Raw genomic sequence first — 18,725 nt, 5'->3', positions numbered from 1 at the left:
GGTTCGGCTCGGGGCCATAGCTCAGTTGGGAGAGCGCGTGCTTTGCAAGCATGAGGTCGTCGGTTCGATCCCCGTCTGGCTCCACCAGATGCGCGGATCGCCGAAGACGGCGTCGCAAACGTCCTTGAAACAAGTTTCCGCATTTCGACGCGCTGTCGAAATGCGTGTGTCTGTCATCGTGAAAAGGAAATGCATCCGATCTCTTCGATCGAACGGGAACGTTCGACGAGGGACGAGCAACCAGCAAGTGGGCGCCGCGTGACCGCAGCGCTCTCGGATGTGTTTGAAGCAAACTGGTCTTTCTATCGATGCAAATCTCTTCTCGAAAGGGAAGGGAGCCGCTGCCGAGCGGTGGGCATCGATAATGAGAGCGATCAAGTGCCTTAAGGGTATTCGGTGGATGCCTTGGCGCTGAGAGGCGATGAAGGACGTGGTACGCTGCGATAAGCCGTGGGGAGCTGCGAACAAGCTTTGATCCGCGGATTTCCGAATGGGGGAACCCACCTTCGATCTCTGTTATTCCGAGGAAATCTCTGGCCTGCACAAAGGCTAAGAGGTTTTCGTGCGGTTTTGGAAGTCTCCAAGACGCATGTCCTCGGACTAACAGAGATCATGAGAAGGTATTTGTATCTGAATCCATAGGATACAAAAGCAAACCCGGGGAACTGAAACATCTAAGTACCCGGAGGAAAGGACATCAACGAGACTCCGTTAGTAGTGGCGAGCGAACGCGGACCAGGCCAGTTCTTTTGTGTTTCTAATCAGAACCGATTGGAAAGTCGGGCCGTAGTGGGTGATAGCCCCGTATGGATTTCGAAGCACAAGAGACATGAGTAGGGCGGGACACGTGCAATCCTGTCTGAAGATGGGGAGACCACTCTCCAAGCCTAAGTACTCCTCAGCGACCGATAGTGAAAACCAGTACCGTGAGGGAAGGGTGAAAGCACCCGACGAGGGGAGTGAAACAGTTCCTGAAACCGGATACCTACCAAACAGTAGGAGCCCAAGGTTCGTCCTGGGTGACTGCGTACCTTTTGTATAATGGGTCAGCGACTTAAAGTAACGAGCAAGCTTAAGCCGATAGGCGTAGGCGCAGCGAAAGCGAGTCTGAACAGGGCGTTCAGTTCGTTGCTTTAGACCCGAAACCGAGTGATCTAGCCATGAGCAGGTTGAAGGTGCAGTAACATGCACTGGAGGACCGAACCGGTGTCTGTTGAAATAGACTCGGATGACTTGTGGTTAGGGGTGAAAGGCCAAACAAACTCGGAAATAGCTGGTTCTCCGCGAAAGCTATTTGGTAGCGCCTCGCACGAATACTCCAGGGGGTAGAGCACTGGATGGGCTAGGGGGTCCCACAGACTTACCAAACCTAACCAAACTCCGAATACCTGGAAGTACTATGCGGGAGACACACAGTGGGGTGCTAACGTCCATTGTGGAGAGGGAAACAACCCAGACCAACAGCTAAGGCCCCCAATTCGTGGCTAAGTGGGACAAGGATGTAGAAATCCCAAAACAACCAGGAGGTTGGCTTAGAAGCAGCCATCCTTTAAAGAAAGCGTAACAGCTCACTGGTCTAAATAAGGGTTTCCGCGCCGAAGATGTACCGGGGCTCAAGCCACGAGCCGAAGCTTTGGGCTCACCGCAAGGTGAGCGGTAGCGGAGCGTTCCGTAAGCCCGTGAAGGGACAGCCGTGAGGCATCCTGGAGGTATCGGAAGTGCGAATGCTGACATGAGTAACGAGAAACACTGTGAAAGACAGTGTCGCCGAAAGTCCAAGGGTTCCTGCGTAAAGTTAATCTTCGCAGGGTTAGCCGGCCCCTAAGGCGAGGCCGAAAGGCGTAGTCGATGGGAACCACGTTAATAATCGTGGGCCAGCAGGTGGTGACGCGTGGGGTAAATCGTTCGGACTTACTGGATTGTCCGGGCGGTGAACCCGCGCCAGGAAATAGCCCCTGCATCAGACCGTACCCGAAACCGACACAGGTGGACAGGTAGAGTATACCAAGGCGCTTGAGAGAATGACGCTGAAGGAACTCGGCAATTTACCTCCGTAACTTCGGAATAAGGAGGCCTTCCGTTCGCGCAAGCGGGCGGGGAGGGGCACAGACCAGGGGGTGGCAACTGTTTACCAAAAACACAGGGCTCTGCGAAATCGCAAGATGACGTATAGGGTCTGACGCCTGCCCGGTGCCGGAAGGTTAAGAGGAGGAGTGCAAGCTCTGAATTGAAGCCCCGGTAAACGGCGGCCGTAAATATAACGGTCCTAAGGTAGCGAAATTCCTTGTCGGGTAAGTTCCGACCTGCACGAATGGCGTAATGACTTCCCCGCTGTCTCCAGCGTCAGCTCAGTGAAATTGAATTCCCCGTGAAGATGCGGGGTTCCTGCGGTCAGACGGAAAGACCCCGTGCACCTTTACTGTAACTTTGCACTGGCATTCGTGTCGGCATGTGTAGGATAGGTGGTAGGCGTTGAAGCATGGGCGCCAGCTCGTGTGGAGCCACCCTTGAAATACCACCCTTATCGTCATGGATGTCTAACCGCGCTCCGTCATCCGGGGCCGGGACAGTGCATGGTAGGCAGTTTGACTGGGGCGGTCGCCTCCCAAAGAGTAACGGAGGCGCGCGATGGTGGGCTCAGAGCGGTCGGAAATCGCTCGTCGAGTGCAATGGCATAAGCCTGCCTGACTGCGAGACAGACAAGTCGAGCAGAGACGAAAGTCGGTCATAGTGATCCGGTGGTCCCTCGTGGAAGGGCCATCGCTCAACGGATAAAAGGTACGCCGGGGATAACAGGCTGATAACCCCCAAGAGTCCATATCGACGGGGTTGTTTGGCACCTCGATGTCGGCTCATCACATCCTGGGGCTGGAGAAGGTCCCAAGGGTTCGGCTGTTCGCCGATTAAAGTGGTACGTGAGCTGGGTTCAGAACGTCGTGAGACAGTTCGGTCCCTATCTGCCGTGGGTGTCGGAGAATTGAGAGGATTTGTCCCTAGTACGAGAGGACCGGGATGAACATACCTCTGGTGGACCTGTTGTGGCGCCAGCCGCAGTGCAGGGTAGCTATGTATGGACGGGATAACCGCTGAATGCATCTAAGCGGGAAACCCACCTCGAAACGAGTTCTCCCTCGAGAGCCGTGGAAGACGACCACGTCGATAGGCCGGGTGTGGAAGCGCGGCGACGCGCGGAGCTTACCGGTACTAATAGCTCGATCGGCTTGATCGTTCTCATTAATCCATGCCCATCTCCCCAAAGATGGACGCGATCGAAAGACCAATCACAGTTTGCTTCATTCTTGCCCTTTGCCGGCCTGGTGGCCTCGGCGGAGCGATCAGACCCGATCCCATCCCGAACTCGGCCGTCAAACGCTTCAGCGCCAATGGTACTATGTCTCAAGACCTGGGAGAGTAGGTCGTCGCCAGGCCTGCAAAGGGCAAAAGTTTCCTTTTCCACGATGTGCGAATGGGGAGTGGCGAAAAGCGAGTAGACGATCTCTATTCGCCTTTCCCCACTCCCCTTTCTCGTCTTCCAGCCCTCTCCCATAAGAGGGCCGACGTCCTTGGCGCGGGGTGGAGCAGCCCGGTAGCTCGTCAGGCTCATAACCTGAAGGTCACAGGTTCAAATCCTGTCCCCGCAACCAACTCAAATTGCGATATTGCATCGCGCAGATTAGCCGCCCCAACCGGGCGGCTTTTTTGCGTCCGCAAGTTCAGACCAATGCCGATCCCCGCAACCAAGTTCTACGACTGTCTAATTCACGAAATTACGGTGCAGGATTCAAAATCATCCTGCCGTCGAAATTCGTGGCGCGAAACGGCCGCGACCGTCCGACGACCCACTCCATCTCCCGGTCCGCATAATGCGCAGATCCGAACTGCCCAGATTGGCCGGCAGCCATCTGCATCAGGCCCTCCGACTCGCGCCCCGGCGCGACGACCATGCGCGCATTCGCTCCCGAGCTCTTGCCCGCCTCCGCAAAGTAAAACCGGACACATTGCCTACATCCCGCAACGGGAACGCGCGGCATGTTCAGAACGGGAGCCAGCAACGGCATCGCAGCGGCAAGCGGATGGCGGATTTCGACCCGGTTCGCCTCTCCCCATCGAAGATCGTCGACAGGACGGCGACCATTGGACTGCGTCACACGCCGCGCGCTCTCCCTCAGCACGGCGCGCAAAAAATGCGGCCAATCGCGATGCGTGTCGCGATCCGGCAAAATTTCGGCCCGTCCGCTGTCGATAATGCGTTGCACGGGGACGTCCGCATTGCTCCAATCATAGACGAAGCTCGGCTCCAGCGCGCGGCATCGCGCCAAGAGCGGCGACAGAACGGCGTTGACCAGCGAGTTGCGGCTGTCAATCGGCATCGAAAATTGACCCCCGATCGGCGTTCAAAATTGACCCCCTTTTGGCGTAGGGCGGAACGCGAGCGCTCGCCCCGGCGGAGCTGGCGGGGTTGCGCAGCCGGGGCGAGTGCGTTTCGGTTCGCGATGTGATCGGGAAGCGTCAGGCGCGGTTCTTGAAGCGCCAGCTTTCGTTGCCGGTCTCGACGATGTCGCAATGGTGGGTGAGGCGATCGAGCAGCGCGCTGGTCATTTTCGCGTCGCCGAACACGCTCGGCCATTCGCCGAATGCGAGATTGGTAGTGATGATGATAGAGGTGCGTTCGTAGAGCCGGCTGATCAGATGGAAGAGCAATTGTCCGCCAGATTGCGCGAAGGGCAAGTAGCCGAGCTCGTCGAGTATGATGAAGTCCATTCTCGTGAGATATTCCGCGAAGCGTCCCTGACGACCTCCTCGCGCTTCGGTCTCGAGCCTGGTGACGAGTTCGACGGTGTTGAAGAAGCGGCCGCGTTTTCCAGCGCGAATGCAATTTCTTGCAATCGCTATCGAAAGATGGCTCTTCCCCGTACCGGTTCCACCGACGAAAACACAATTACGTTGTTGGTCGAGGAAGCCGCCGTTCGAGAGATCGCGCACCAACCCTTCATTGATCGGCGTACCGTTGAACTGGAAGCCGTCGAAGTCCTTCGCCAGCGGCAATTTGGCGATCGTCATCTGATATTTGATGGAGCGCGCGTGCTTTTCGGCGATTTCCGCCTCGAGAAGATCGCCGACGATGCGTGGCGGCTCATGCTGCCTCTTTATGCCACTCGACATCACCTCGTCATAGGCGTTCCTCATGCCGAAGAGCTTGAGCTCTCCCATGAGATCGAAGAGCTTGGTGCGTTCCATCAGCCTGTTCTCCTCAATTGATCATAGCGGGTGTTGATTTCCACTGAGAGCTGACCCAGGCAGCACGAGTTTTTCCACCGAGAACTGACCCATGTTCGAACCTTTCCCCCTCGACCGTCGTGGGGGACCTTGGAGTGATCGACATGGAGTTATTGAGCGTCATCCGACGCTGGCGATATCGGCAGGAGTTTTCGATCCGGGAGATTGCGCGACGCACGGGGCTGTCGCGCAATACGGTGCGCAAATACCTGCGCTCGGACAGCGTGGAGCCGGGGTTCGCCACGCCCGATCGACCGAGCCGGCTCGATCCGTTCGCCGACAAGCTGGCGCACATGCTGCGTCAGGAGGCCGCAAAATCGCGCAAGCAGAAGCGGACGGTCAAGCAGTTGCACGCGGATCTGGTCGCCCTCGGCTACGACGGCTCCTACAATCGCGTGGCGGCGTTCGCGCGCGAGTGGAAGGCGGCGCGGCATCGGGAGCAGCAGACCTGCGGGCGCGGCGCGTTCGTGCCGCTGACGTTTCTGCCCGGCGAGGCGTTCCAGTTCGACTGGTCGGAGGATTGGGCGATCATCGCGGGCGAGCGGACGAAGTTGCAGGTCGCCCAGTTCAAGCTCTCCTACAGCCGTGCGTTCTTCCTTCGCGCCTACCCGCAGCAGACGCATGAGATGCTCTTCGACGCCCACAACCACGCCTTCCGCGTGCTGGGCGGCGTGCCCCGGCGAGGCGTCTACGACAACATGCGCACCGCGATCGACAAGATCGGGCGTGGCAAAGAACGCCAGGTCAACGCCCGCTTCGCCGCGATGGTCAGCCACTTCCTGTTCGAGGCCGCATTCTGCAATCCGGCCTCCGGCTGGGAAAAGGGGCAAATCGAGAAGAACGTTCAGGATGCTCGTCATCGCCTCTGGCAGCCAATCCCGAGCTTTCCGTCGCTGGCGGCGCTCAACGACTGGCTGGAGGCGCGATGCCGCGAGCTGTGGGCCGAGATTCCGCACAGCGCGCAGCCGGGGACGATCGCGGAGGCTTGGCGCGAGGAGGTTCCGCAACTGATGCAGCCTCCGCGGCCATTCGACGGCTTCGTCGAACACACCAAGCGGGTCACGCCGACGTGCCTGATCCATCTGGACCGCAATCGCTACAGCGTGCCGGCTTCATTCGCCAATCGCCCCGTCAGCGTGCGGGTCTACCCTGAGCGCGTCGTCGTCGCCGCCGAGGGGCAGATCGTGTGCGAGCACGCCCGCGTCTTCGCCCGGTCGCATGACGACAAGAGCGTGACGGTCTACGACTGGCGGCATTATCTCTCCGTCATCCAGCGCAAGCCGGGCGCGCTGCGCAATGGCGCGCCCTTCGCGGAACTGCCGGTCGCCTTACGGACGCTGCAACAGCGCATGCTCGAGAAGCCGGGAGGCGACCGTGAGATGGTCGAGATTTTGGCTCTGGTCCTACAGCACGACGAGCAGGCCGTGCTGACCGCCGTCCAATTGGCGCTGGAGGCCGGCGCGCCGACCAAGACGCACATCTTGAACCTGTTGCATCGCTTGGTGGACGGCAAGCCGGTCGACGCGCCGCCCGTGAAACCGCCCAACGCGCTGACGCTCACCACCGAGCCGCAGGCCAATGTCGAGCGTTACGACGCGCTGCGCAAGGGTCGGGAGGCGCGCCATGCGTCATAATCCCGCCGCCGGCGCCATCGTCATCATGCTGCGCAGTCTCAAAATGCACGGCATGGCGCAAGCCGTCAGCGAGCTGACCGAGCAAGGCTCCCCGGCCTTCGAGGCCGCGCTGCCGATCCTGTCGCAACTCTTGAAGGCGGAAACCGCCGACCGGGAGGTGAGATCGATCGCCTACCAGCTCAAGTCCGCGCGGTTCCCGAACTATCGCGATCTCGCCGGCTTCGACTTCGCCAGCAGTGAGGTCAACGAGGCGCTCGCGCGCCAGCTTCATCGCTGCGAGTTCCTCGAGGATGCGCATAACGCCGTCCTGGTCGGGGGACCTGGCACGGGCAAGACGCATCTGGCGACAGCGATCGGCGTCCAGGCGATCGAGCATCACAGAAAGCGTGTGCGGTTCTTCTCCACCGTCGAGCTCGTAAACGCGCTCGAAGCCGAAAAGCACCAAGGCAAGTCGGGCCAAGTCGCGGCGCGGCTCGTTCATTCCGATCTCGTCATCCTCGATGAGCTCGGCTACCTGCCGTTCAGCGGCTCCGGCGGGGCGTTGCTGTTCCATCTGCTGAGCAAGCTCTACGAGCGAACCAGCGTCATCATCACGACGAATCTGAGCTTCGGCGAATGGGCCGCCGTCTTCGGGGACGCCAAGATGACGACGGCTCTGCTCGATCGCCTCACTCACCGCTGCCATATCCTCGAAACTGGAAACGACAGCTTCCGGTTCAAGGACAGCTCGGCGAAGGCGGACAAACCTGCAAAGGAAAAGACCAAAACTTGACGACCGACTGAGCCGCAAGCCATCTTCAACCCGGGTCACTTCTCAATGGAAATCCCGGGTCAAATCTCGACGGAAATCTACAGGCGCGATCATGCGCGTCGAAAACCATCTCCTGCGTCTCACGCGGATAGGCGCGAACGAAAGGCATGCGGCTGTGGCACAGACGCATGTGCGCCACCTTCACGGTCGTCGTCACGCCGTCGAGCACAACGATCTCGTGGCTCCAGTCGAACTGGTAGGCTTCGCCCGGCTCGAAGCTCAACGGCACATAGGCGGCCGCCGTCGCCGCGCCTTGCTCGCTGCGCCATTTGCGCGAGTAGCGACGCACAGCGTCATAGCCGCCCGCGTAGCCCAGGCCGCTCAGATCTTCGAAAATACGGATCAGGGTTAGCCGCTCGCGCGGCGCCTTCTTCTCGTTCTCCGCGAGAACCTCATCGAGCTTGTCCGACCAAGGCCCGAGCTTGGGAAACGGCTGATTGTCGCGCTCGTAAGCGAAGGACGTTGCCTCCGACCGCAGCGCCTTGCGGACCGTGTTCCGTGAAATGCCCAGATCGCGAGCGATCTCCTTGATCGTCTTGCCCTTGACGAAATGTTCGCGACGGATTCGTCCGATCGTCTCCACAATCAACATCCCCCACCACCCGCCGTTTCAACCAAAACGGGCGGACTGTCCGGACTTCACCAGAGGGGGTCAATTTTCAACGCCGATTCCCCTCGTATGGGGGTCAAACTTGCACGCCGAATAACAATCTAGGCCCTGAAAATCAGCGAACTGCCGGACATAGTCCAAGGCCGTCGACTGCGACGGGAACGAATCCGCCGATAACGCCGGGTCCAATAGGCCGAGGAAAGCGACTTGCTCTCCACGCGATTCGAGCAGCGATGCAATGGCCATGGCGATCGCCGCGCCAGCACTCCAACCGAGCAACAGATAGGAGCCGTGTGGCTGATTGTGCTGGATGAGCGCGACATAATCGGCGGCCATTTGCTCGATCGACACCGCTCGATAGCCCGGCTCGAGGAGATGCCGCGATTGCAGGCCGTAAACGGGCCGAACGGCTGCGACTCGTTTGGCGAGCGGCTGGTATCGAATGATCGAGCCGCCGGCCGGGTGAATGCAATAGAGCGGCGCGCGCGCCGGGCCGGCGCTCATGCGCACCAGCGGAGTCTGCATCTTTTCCTCGTCCGAGGAGATCAGCCGGGCGAGCTGCGCGACAGTCGGCGCGCGGAAAATCGCGGTGACGAACAATGTGCTGCAGAGGGAACGACGAATCCTCTCGACGAGCTTCATCCCCAAAATCGAGTTGCCGCCCAATTCGAAGAAATTATCGTCGACTCCGACGCGCTCGAGGCCGAGAATCTCCTTGAACTCTCGCAGGAGAATCCATTCCGTCGGGGTGCGCGGCGCGACATGGTCGTGGCGCGGTCGGGCGTCGAGATCGGGAGCCGGCAGCGCCTTGCGGTCGAGCTTGCCATTGGCCGTCAGCGGCAGCGCCGCCAGATAGACGTAAGTCGCCGGGATCATATAGTCCGGCAGAAGCCCCCGAAGATGTGTTCGTATATCCGACGGCTCCGCCTTTCGCTCGTCATTGCGAACCACATAGGCGACCAGCTGCTTGTCCCCCGAGCTGTCCTCACGCGCCAAAACGACCGCTTCCCGGATCGCTTCGTGCCGCCCGAGACACGACTCGATCTCGCCGAGCTCGATGCGGAAGCCGCGAATCTTCACCTGATGATCGATCCGCCCGAGGAACTCTATCGAGCCATCCGCTCGCCAGCGCGCCAGATCGCCTGTCCTGTAGAGCCGCTCCCCCGGATCGGCCGAAAACGGATCTTCGATGAAGCGCTCCGCGGTGACGTCTGGCCTGCCGAGATAGCCGCGCGCCAGACCTGCGCCCGCGATGCAGAGCTCGCCGGCGACGCCGATCGGAGTCGGTTCGCCATGTTCGTCGAGAATATATATTCGCGTGTTCGCGATCGGCCGGCCGAGCGGCTGAGATCGTTGCGCCACAATCTTTCCGCAGTCCACGAGCGAGGCGGACGACCATATGGTGGTTTCGGTCGGGCCATAGACGTTCCACACATCCGCCACCCGCTCGGCGATGCGGACGGCGAGCTCCATGGGGAGGGCCTCGCCTCCGCAAAGCGCCTTTTTCATTGCTTTTTCGCCGCGCCAACCGGAGTCGACGAGCATGCGCCACGTCGCCGGCGTCGCTTGCAGCGCGGTTGCCCCGTATTTCGAAATCAAATCGGCGATGCGCGCGGGATCGAGGCTATCCGCTCGTTCCGCAATTATGCTTCGAGCGCCGCACAGGAGCGGCAGGAACAGCTCCAATGCCGCTATGTCGAAAGCGATCGTCGTCGAGGCCAACATTCTGTCGGCGGTGTCCAGCCGCAGCAATTCGCGCATCGATGAAAGCAGATTCGTGCAGCTGCGATGCTCGACCATCACGCCCTTCGGTTTTCCCGTAGAGCCCGAGGTGTAGATGACATAGGCGAGGTTCTGCGGCTTCGCGCGGCGGCCGAGCGTTTCCGCGCCCTCGCCCGCGATCAGCTCCCGATCCGCGTCCAGCCGCAGGATCTGCGTCCCCACTGGAAGGCGATCCGCCAGACGCTCCTGCGTCAGCACCAAGCGCGGCGAGGCGTCGGCGATCATGTAGGCGAGACGCTCCGCCGGATAGTCCGGATCGAGCGGCAGATAGGCTCCGCCCGCTTTCAGAACGCCGAGCAGTCCCACCACCATCTCCAGCGAACGCTCGACACACAGACCCACGATCGCCTCCGGCCCGACGCCGAGCCGGACGAGATGGCGCGCCAGCCGGTTCGCTTGCGCGTTCAATTCGCCATAGGTGAGAGCGTCGTCGCGGAAGATCGCCGCCACAGCGTCGGGCGTGCGCTGCGCCTGCGCCTCGAACAGCTCGTGAACGCACAATTCGCGCGGAAATTCCGCCGACGTATCGTTCCAATCGATCAACAGCCGCCGACGTTCGGGCTCGCTCAGCATCGGCAACGCCCCGATGCGCGCCTGCGGATCGGCGACGATCCCCTCCAGCAGCCTGCGATAATGATCCGCCATGCGCGCGATCGTCGCCGGCTCGAACAGAGCGGCGGCGTATTCGATCGATGCGATCAGCCCGCCGTCGACCTCCGCGAGCTCCAAAGTGAGATCGAACTTCGACGTTCCGCTGTCCGCCGCCAGAGTCTCGATCCGCAGACCGGGCAGGGAAAACGCCCGCGCCGGCGCGTTCTGAAAGACGAACATCGCCTGAAACAGCGGACTGCGGCTCATGTCGCGCGCCGGCTGCAGCTCTTCCACAAGACGCTCGAAGGGAAGATCCTGATGCTCCTGCGCGCCCAGCGCCGCCTCGCGCACTCGCCTCAGAAGCTCGACGAAGCTCGGCTCGCCCGAGAGGTCCGCGCGCAAGACGAGCGTGTTGACGAAAAAGCCGATCAGCCCCTCGAGCTCCACGCGCCGTCGATTGGCCGTCGGCGCGCCGACGCAAATGTCCTTCTGCCCGCTGTAGCGCGACAGCAGAAGCTGAAACGCCGCCAGCAGAACCATGAACAGCGTCGCGCCCTGCTCCCGGGCGAGGCCCTTCAGCCGATCCGCGACCTTTGCCGGAATCTCGAAACGATGCACGCCGCCGGCGGAGTCCTGAACCGTCGGACGCGGATGGTCGGTCGGCAGCTCCAGAACCAAGGCCGCATCCGACAACGTCCGCCGCCAATAGGAGAGCTGGCGCTCCAACAGCTCGCCGCGCAGCCAGTCGCGCTGCCAGGCGGCGTAATCGGCATATTGGATGGGAAGCGGCGCGAGCGGCGACGGACGGCCGGCGATGCGCGCCTCGTAGAGCGCGGCGAACTCGCGCATCAGCACGTCGGTCGACCAGCCGTCGGACACAATGTGATGCAGCGTGAAGGCGACCACATGCTCGCGGGCTTGGGCCTCCCCGCCGACGCCGAGATCGATGACGAGGACGCGCAGCAGCGGACCCTGCGTCAGATCGAACGGCCGCCGCGCCTCCGCCTCGATGAGACGCCGCGCCTCGGCGGCGCGCGCCTCCGCTTCGAGACTGCTCAGATCGACGATGGGACAGGCAATCTCCAGCGAGGGCGCAACGATCTGCGCCGCCTCGCCATCGACAACCGAGAAGCGCGTCCGCAGCGCCTCGTGCCGCGCCACGATCGCATTTACCGCCCATGAAAATGCAGAGATGTTCAATGCGCCGATCAGCTTCAACGCCACAGGGATGACATAGGATGCCGCGCCCGAGCCGAACTGCTCCAGAAACCAGAGACGCTGTTGCGCGAACGACAATGGCGAATCAGATGCACGCGCGGCCGATCGTATCGGCGGCCCGTCCTCCGCGCGTGTTTGCGACAGGGCGACGATGAGACCGGCTTTATGCGCGGTCAAGGCCAGCTTGATGTCATCTGTGAGCGCCCCGACGGGAGCCTCGACCCGCAGGCAACCATCATCGAGGCGGACCAATATGCGTCGAGCATGGATCTCGCGCATGAGCTCCATAGCGTTCATATTTCGAATTCCTCGAAAGCGGCGGCCGGCGGAACTCGCTCGTCGTGCGACGGCTTCAGCGCCTTCATCAGATCCACGGTCTCTGCGAGGACCGCGAGCCTATCGTTCCGATACACGAGAGAAATCGGCAGAGCGACATTCAGGACGTTCGACACGCGCGCGACCAATTGCATCACGGTGAGCGAATGGCCGCCGAGCTCGAAGAAGCTATCGTCGACGCCGACGCGCTCGACGCCGAGCACATCCGCGAAGATGCGGCACAGCGTCTCTTCCGTCGGCGTGCGCGGCGCGACATAGTCCGCGCGCGATTGCGCGTCGGGATCGGGGTCCGGCAGCGCCTTGCGGTCGAGCTTGCCGCTCGCCGTCAGCGGCAGCGCCTCCAGACGAACGAAAAGCTGCGGAACCATATAATCCGGCAGCTCCCGCCGCAGCGCTATCTTCAGCGCGCCAAAGTCCAGCGCGCCCTCACTCGTCACATAGGCGGCGAGCCGCTTGTCGCCCGAGCCATCCGTCCATGCGAGCGCAACCGCCTCGCGCACATCGGGAAGACGTTGCAGCGCCGCCTCGATCTCGCCCAGCTCGATGCGAAAGCCGCGGATCTTCACCTGATGATCGAGCCGCCCGAGAAACTCGATATTGCCGTCCGCTCGCCAGCGCGCGAGATCGCCGGTGCGATACATCCGCTCCCCCGCGACAAAAGGATTCGCGACAAAGCGCTCGGCCGTCAGATCGGCGCGCCCGAGATAGCCGCGCGCGAGGCCGACGCCGCCGATGCATAATTCTCCGGCGACGCCGACCGGAACCGGCTCGAAACCCGCATCGAGAATATAGAGCTGAATATTCGAGATCGGCCGGCCGATCGGCACGCGCTCGCTATCGGCGTCCGGCGCGCATCGATAGGCGCTGACGTCGATCGAGGCTTCGGTCGGGCCGTAGAGATTGTGAAGCTCCGCCGTCGTGGCGGCATGAAAGCGCTGCGCCGCCGCAGCGGGAAGCTCCTCGCCGCTGCATATCACCCGCCGCAGCGAGCCGAGCGTCGCCATGTCGACGACGCTCGAGAAGGCCCGCAGCATCGACGGCACGAAATGCAGCGTCGTGACGCTATGGCGTTGGATGAGCTCCGCCAAGCGCGCAGGCTCGCGATGATCGTCCGGCGCCGCCAGCGCGAGGCGCGCGCCGGCCTGCAGCGGCCAGAAAAACTCCCATGCCGAGACGTCGAAGCCGAACGGCGTCTTCTGCAGGACCGTATCCTCTGCCGTCAGGCCATAGCGCTTCTGCATCCAATCGATGCGATTGACCACGCCGCGATGCGGCGCGGCGACGCCCTTGGGCTTTCCTGTGGACCCCGATGTGTAGATGACATAGGCGAGGTTCTGCGGCGTGGCGCGGCGGCCGAGCGCTTCGGCGTTCTCGTCCGCGAGCTGCTCCTGTTCCGCGTCCAGCCGCAGAAGCTGCGTCCCCACAGGAAGACGCTCCGCCAGACGCTGCTGCGTCAGCACCAAGCGCGGCGAGGCGTCGGCGATCATGTAGGCGAGACGCTCGGATGGATAGTCCGGATCGAGCGGCAGATAGGCGCCGCCCGCTTTCAAAACGCCGAGCAGTCCCACCACCATCTCCAGCGAACGCTCGACGCACAGACCCACGATCGTCTCCGGCCCGACGCCGAGTCCGACGAGATGGCGCGCCAGCCGGTTGGCCCGCGCGTTCAATTCGGCATAGGTGAGAGCATCGTCGCCGAAGATCGCCGCCACAGCGTCCGGCGTGCGCTGCGCCTGCGCCTCGAACAGCTCGTGAACGCACAAGTCGCGCGGAAATTCCGCCGAGGTGTCGTTCCAATCGAATATCAGCTCACCGCGTTCCGCGGCGGTCAGAATATCGAGCGCCCGTATCGGCGTGGCCGGGGCCTTTTCGAGAGCGCTCGAGAGAGCGTCGAGGACGACTCGCATGTAATCACAAATTTTCGCCGGATCGATGGATTCCTCGGCTTGGACCTTCAGCAGAAAGCCTTCGCCGAAATCATCGACAGAAAGCGTGAGCGGGTAATTCGTGCGCTCGTCCGCAAAGATCAGCTCAGCGCCTTCGATAGTAGATGAGCGCGCGTCGTCCGGATCGCTGTGACGATAATTCAGCAATGCGGAGAACAATGGCGTCGGCGCCGCGACCTTGCTGCATCGCTGCGCCAAAGTGAGCGACGCATGTTCATGCTCGAGCAAATCCGCGAGCAACATATGCGCGTTTCGCGCGCAATCGACGACGCTTCCTTCCCCGAGCTTTATCCGCATTGGCAGAGTGTTGATGAAAAGCCCGAGAGCCCGGCCGCCACCGCCGCTCATCCGGCCGAGCAGCACCGAGCCGAAGACGACATCCTGACGCCCCGTCAGCTTGCCGAGCATTTGAGCGAAAGCGAGATGGAACAGACTCGCCGCGCTGACGCCGAGCTTCGTGGCGCTGTCCCTCAGACGCTGCGCGAGGCTCGCGCAAAGGGCGAGCTTCGCCTCCGCGATAGCGCCGTCGCCTTGGACGTCCACGAGCCCGAAGGGCGCCGTCGGCTCGCTGACATCTCCCAGCAGAGACGTAAAAAACGCTTCATGCCGCGAGGCGCTCACGGCCAAGCGCGCTTGCGCCACGAAATTCCGGAAGGGAGTCGGCTCCGACGCGAGATGGGTCCGCCCCGACAGATACGCCTGCGCCTCCTCCACGAGGAATTGGAGAGTGGCGTGGTCCAACGCCAGATGATGCGTCAGAAGGAGGAGGAGCCAACGGCTGTTCTCTTCGTCATGAGCGACCACCGCCCGCATCAGCGGCGCCGTGCGGACGTCGAGACGGAAATGGCGAGGGTCGAAACGCGCGCGCATCTCCTCCGCAGATTCGATGTTCACATAGTCGACGCTCAGAGTCGCGTGACGCCAAACGACCTGCATCGGCTCCGGAAGCCCCTCCCAAAGGATCGCCGTGCGGAGCACATCGTTTCGCTCGACCATCGCACGCAGCGCGTCGACGAAGCGTTCTGTCGCCTCATGCGACTGGAAGGCGAGCTGGAGCGGCATGAGATAAGGGTCGCCGTCGACGCTCATCAGATGGTGAAACAATATGCCCTCTTGCAGCGGCGCCAACGGATATATGTCCTCGATATTGGCGGCGCCGCCGGGAACGGATCGAACGATGTGATCGATGTCCGCTCGAGAGAGGCTTGCGAGCGTCACCATCTCCGGCGTGATGTCGCCGGCTTCGCTCGGGATGAGATTCGGCGGAACCACCACCTCGCGCCGGTCGTTCAGCGCGAGCGCCAGAGCGGCCGGGGTCGGCGCGACAAATAGCATGCGGGCGTCGGCGCGCGCCCCGCGCCGCCGCAACTGGTCGATCACACGGACCGCTTTCAGCGAATGACCGCCGAGCTCGAAAAAATTGTCATCGACGCCGACGCGCTCTATGCCGAGAACATCCGCGAAGATACGGCACAAAATCTCTTCCATCGGCGTGCGCGGCGCGACATTATCGTGGCGCAGTTGCGCGTCTGGATCAGGATCGGGCAGCGCCTTACGGTCGAGCTTGCCATTGGCCGTCAGCGGCAGCGCCTCTAGACGGACGAACAGGCGAGGGATCATATAATCGGGTAGCTCTCGTCGCAGCGCTGTCTTCACCGCGCCGATGTCCAGCTCCCCCTCCCCCGTCAGATAGGCGACCAATCGCCTATCGCCAGAAGCGTCCGCACGCGCGAGCACGACAGCCTCACGCACATAGGGAAGACATCGCAACGCCGTCTCGATCTCGCCGAGCTCGATGCGAAAGCCACGGATCTTCACCTGATGATCGATCCGCCCGAGGAACTCGATATTGCCGTCCACTCGCCAACGCGCGAGATCGCCGGTACGATACATCCGCTCTCCGGGCGCGCCGAAGGGGGTCGGGACAAAGCGCTCGGCCGTGACGTCGGAGCGGCCGAGATAGCCGCGCGCCACCCCTGCCCCGCCGATATACAGTTCCCCGGGGACGCCCACCGGAACAGGCTCCAGCTCGTCGTCCAAAAGGAAGATTTGCGTATTCGAAATCGGACGGCCGATCGGCGGATTGCACCAATCCTCCTCACGCAAGCGAATGTAGCTGGAATAGGTCGTGCATTCCGATGGTCCATAGAGATTGAACACGCCGTCGAGACTCTCGCGGCTCCCCAAGGATTCGGCCATCGCCGGCGGAAAAGGCTCTCCGGCCAGATTGACGATCCGCACGGACGGCGGAAGCGCGTCGATCCTCATGAGCTCCGCCATGGCCGACGGCACTGTATTGATCAGATGCGCCGCATGCGGCCCGTCCAACCCCGCGATCTCGAGCGCGTTTTTCACAACGACCACGGCGCCGCCGAAGCTCAATGGCAGAAACAGCTCGAAGACAGACAGGTCGAAGCACAAGGATGTCGACGCCAGCATCGTCGACGCGCCGGGACGAATGAAAATGTCCTTCGCCCAATGCAGCATCGCGGCCGTATTGGCGTGAGCGATGGCGACGCCCTTCGGCTTCCCTGTCGAGCCCGAGGTATAGATGACATAGGCGAGGTTCTGCGGCTTCGCGCGGCGGCCGAGCGTTTCCGCGCCCTCGTCCGCGATCAGCTCCCGATCCGCGTCCAGCCGCAGGATCTGCGTCCCCACTGGAAGGCGATCCGCCAGACGCTCCTGCGTCAGCACGAGGCGCGGCGAGGCGTCGGCGATCATGTAGGCGAGACGCTCCGCCGGATAGTCCGGATCGAGCGGCAGATAGGCTCCGCCCGCTTTCAGAACGCCGAGCAGTCCCACCACCATCTCCAGCGAACGCTCGACACACAGACCCACGATCGCCTCCGGCCCGACGCCGAGCCGGACGAGATGGCGCGCCAGCCGGTTCGCTTGCGCGTTCAATTCGCCATAGGTGAGAGCGTCGTCGCGGAAGATCGCCGCCACAGCGTCGGGCGTGCGCTGCGCCTGCGCCTCGAACAGCTCGTGAACGCACAATTCGCGCGGAAATTCCGCCGACGTATCGTTCCAATCGATCAACAGCCGCCGACGTTCGGGCTCGCTCAGCATCGGCAACGCCCCGATGCGCGCCTGCGGATCGGCGACGATCCCCTCCAGCAGCCTGCGATAATGATCCGCCATGCGCGCGATCGTCGCCGGCTCGAACAGAGCGGCGGCGTATTCGATCGATGCGATCAGCCCGCCGTCGACCTCCGCGAGCTCCAAAGTGAGATCGAACTTCGACGTTCCGCTGTCCGCCGCCAGAGTCTCGATCCGCAGACCGGGCAGGGAAAACGCCCGCGCCGGCGCGTTCTGAAAGACGAACATCGCCTGAAACAGCGGACTGCGGCTCATGTCGCGCGCCGGCTGCAGCTCTTCCACAAGACGCTCGAAGGGAAGATCCTGATGCTCCTGCGCGCCCAGCGCCGCCTCGCGCACTCGCCTCAGAAGCTCGACGAAGCTCGGCTCGCCCGAGAGGTCCGCGCGCAAGACGAGCGTGTTGACGAAAAAGCCGATCAGCCCCTCGAGCTCCACGCGCCGTCGATTGGCCGTCGGCGCGCCGACGCAAATGTCCTTCTGCCCGCTGTAGCGCGACAGCAGAAGCTGAAACGCCGCCAGCAGAACCATGAACAGCGTCGCGCCCTGCTCCCGGGCGAGGCCCTTCAGCCGATCCGCGACCGTCTTCGGAATCTCGAAACGATGCACGCCGCCGGCGGAGTCCTGAACCGCTGGACGCGGATGGTCGGTCGGCAGCTCCAGAACCAAGGCCGCATCCGACAATGCCCGCCGCCAATAGGAGAGCTGGCGCTCCAACAGCTCGCCGCGCAGCCAGTCGCGCTGCCAGGCGGCGTAATCGGCATATTGGATGGGAAGCGGCGCGAGCGGCGACGGACGGCCGGCGATGCGCGCCTCATAGAGCGCGGCAAACTCGCGCATCAGCACGTCGGTCGACCAGCCGTCGGACACAATGTGATGCAGCGTGAAGGCGACCACATGCTCGCGGGCTTGGGCCTCCCCGCCGACGCCGAGATCGATGACGAGGACGCGCAGCAGCGGACCCTGCGTCAGATCGAACGGGCGCCGCGCCTCCGCCTCGATGAGACGCCGCGCCTCGGCGGCGCGCGCCTCCGCTTCGAGACTGCTCAGATCGACGATGGGACAGGCAATCTCCAGCGAGGGCGCAACGATCTGCGCCGCCTCGCCATCGACAACCGAGAAGCGCGTCCGCAGCGCCTCGTGCCGCGCCACGATCGCATTTACCGCCCATGAAAATGCAGAGATGTTCAATGAGCCGATAAAGCGAAACGCGCCGGCATTATTATAGACGGCGCTATCGGGTTGGATGAGGTCGAGCAGCCATAGGCGCTGCTGTGCATAGGAAAGCAGCTTCTTTGCGCCGCGGGCGGCCGTTATCGGACGCTCGAATTCCGACTCATCCTTCAGTCGCGTCCGCAACTGCTGCAATTTTTCAGGAGAAAGGCGCGACAAGCGCTCGACCAGCTCAGCCATTATCGTTCTTC

Annotated in this window: 6 protein-coding genes, 2 tRNA genes, 2 rRNA genes and 1 pseudogene; 6 read left to right on the top strand and 5 right to left on the bottom strand. The window is 62.3% G+C overall.

Translation table 11 applies throughout. The features are described 5' to 3' along the window. Positions 1 to 10 precede the first annotated feature (10 nt). The 4 genes from K369_RS04180 (at position 11) to K369_RS04165 (ending at position 3,644) form a co-directional block, all read left to right on the top strand. Positions 11 to 87, top strand: a tRNA-Ala gene (locus K369_RS04180). Positions 88 to 372: 285 nt separating this feature from the next. Continuing rightward, a 23S ribosomal RNA gene (locus K369_RS04175) occupies positions 373 to 3,229 on the top strand. 84 nt (positions 3,230 to 3,313) lie between these two features. Further along, a 5S ribosomal RNA gene (rrf, locus tag K369_RS04170) occupies positions 3,314 to 3,428 on the top strand. 139 nt (positions 3,429 to 3,567) lie between these two features. Then, a tRNA-Met gene (locus tag K369_RS04165) sits at positions 3,568 to 3,644 on the top strand. Between the two features lie 123 nt (positions 3,645 to 3,767). Here the strand turns inward: K369_RS04165 and K369_RS04160 are convergent. Next, complete coding sequence (locus tag K369_RS04160) at positions 3,768 to 4,256, bottom strand: penicillin acylase family protein (protein WP_371033288.1); 489 nt, start codon at positions 4,254 to 4,256, stop codon at positions 3,768 to 3,770. Positions 4,257 to 4,509: 253 nt separating this feature from the next. Next, positions 4,510 to 5,238 (bottom strand): IS21-like element helper ATPase IstB, encoded by a 729-nt coding sequence (gene istB, locus K369_RS04155; protein ID WP_024882319.1) that lies wholly within the window; start codon positions 5,236 to 5,238, stop codon positions 4,510 to 4,512. A gap of 143 nt (positions 5,239 to 5,381) precedes the next feature. Here istB (K369_RS04155) and istA (K369_RS04150) point away from each other — a divergent pair, with 143 nt between their 5' ends. Both istA (K369_RS04150) and istB (K369_RS04145) read left to right on the top strand, forming a co-directional pair. Continuing rightward, a complete protein-coding gene (gene istA / locus K369_RS04150) occupies positions 5,382 to 6,911 on the top strand; it encodes an IS21 family transposase (RefSeq protein WP_156967678.1) in 1,530 nt (509 codons plus the stop codon). Next, positions 6,901 to 7,683 carry an IS21-like element helper ATPase IstB gene (gene istB, locus K369_RS04145; RefSeq protein ID WP_036286363.1) on the top strand — a complete coding sequence of 261 codons (783 nt, stop codon included), beginning with the start codon at positions 6,901 to 6,903 and terminating at the stop codon, positions 7,681 to 7,683. The genes istA (K369_RS04150) and istB (K369_RS04145) overlap by 11 nt, the downstream gene beginning before the upstream one ends. A gap of 73 nt (positions 7,684 to 7,756) precedes the next feature. On the opposite strand, the pseudogene istA (K369_RS04140) reads toward istB (K369_RS04145), so the two are convergent. The 3 genes and pseudogenes from istA (K369_RS04140) to K369_RS04130 all read right to left on the bottom strand — a co-directional run. Then, positions 7,757 to 8,314, bottom strand: a pseudogene (gene istA / locus K369_RS04140) (IS21 family transposase); the annotation flags it as partial. A 60-nt stretch (positions 8,315 to 8,374) separates the two neighbouring features. Beyond that, positions 8,375 to 12,220: a non-ribosomal peptide synthetase gene (locus K369_RS04135; RefSeq protein ID WP_084570464.1), complete on the bottom strand. Its 3,846-nt coding sequence runs from the start codon at positions 12,218 to 12,220 to the stop codon at positions 8,375 to 8,377. Then, positions 12,217 to 18,714 (bottom strand): non-ribosomal peptide synthetase, encoded by a 6,498-nt coding sequence (locus tag K369_RS04130; RefSeq protein ID WP_051948987.1) that lies wholly within the window; start codon positions 18,712 to 18,714, stop codon positions 12,217 to 12,219. The genes K369_RS04135 and K369_RS04130 overlap by 4 nt, the downstream gene beginning before the upstream one ends. Positions 18,715 to 18,725: the final 11 nt, after the last annotated feature.

The sequence above is a fragment of the Methylosinus sp. PW1 genome (assembly GCF_000745215.1).
Lineage (GTDB): Bacteria > Pseudomonadota > Alphaproteobacteria > Rhizobiales > Beijerinckiaceae > Methylosinus.
This window is presented reverse-complemented; position numbering and strand designations above follow the sequence as displayed.

Bases quoted from the DNA above. Each gene is read 5' to 3' on its own strand.
- istB (WP_024882319.1), bottom strand. From the start codon at position 5,238: ATGGAACGCACCAAGCTCTTCGATCTCATGGGAGAGCTCAAGCTCTTC.
- K369_RS04135 (WP_084570464.1), bottom strand. From the start codon at position 12,220: ATGAACGCTATGGAGCTCATGCGCGAGATCCATGCTCGACGCATATTG.
- istB (WP_036286363.1), top strand. From the start codon at position 6,901: ATGCGTCATAATCCCGCCGCCGGCGCCATCGTCATCATGCTGCGCAGT.
- K369_RS04130 (WP_051948987.1), bottom strand. From the start codon at position 18,714: ATGGCTGAGCTGGTCGAGCGCTTGTCGCGCCTTTCTCCTGAAAAATTG.
- istA (WP_156967678.1), top strand. From the start codon at position 5,382: ATGGAGTTATTGAGCGTCATCCGACGCTGGCGATATCGGCAGGAGTTT.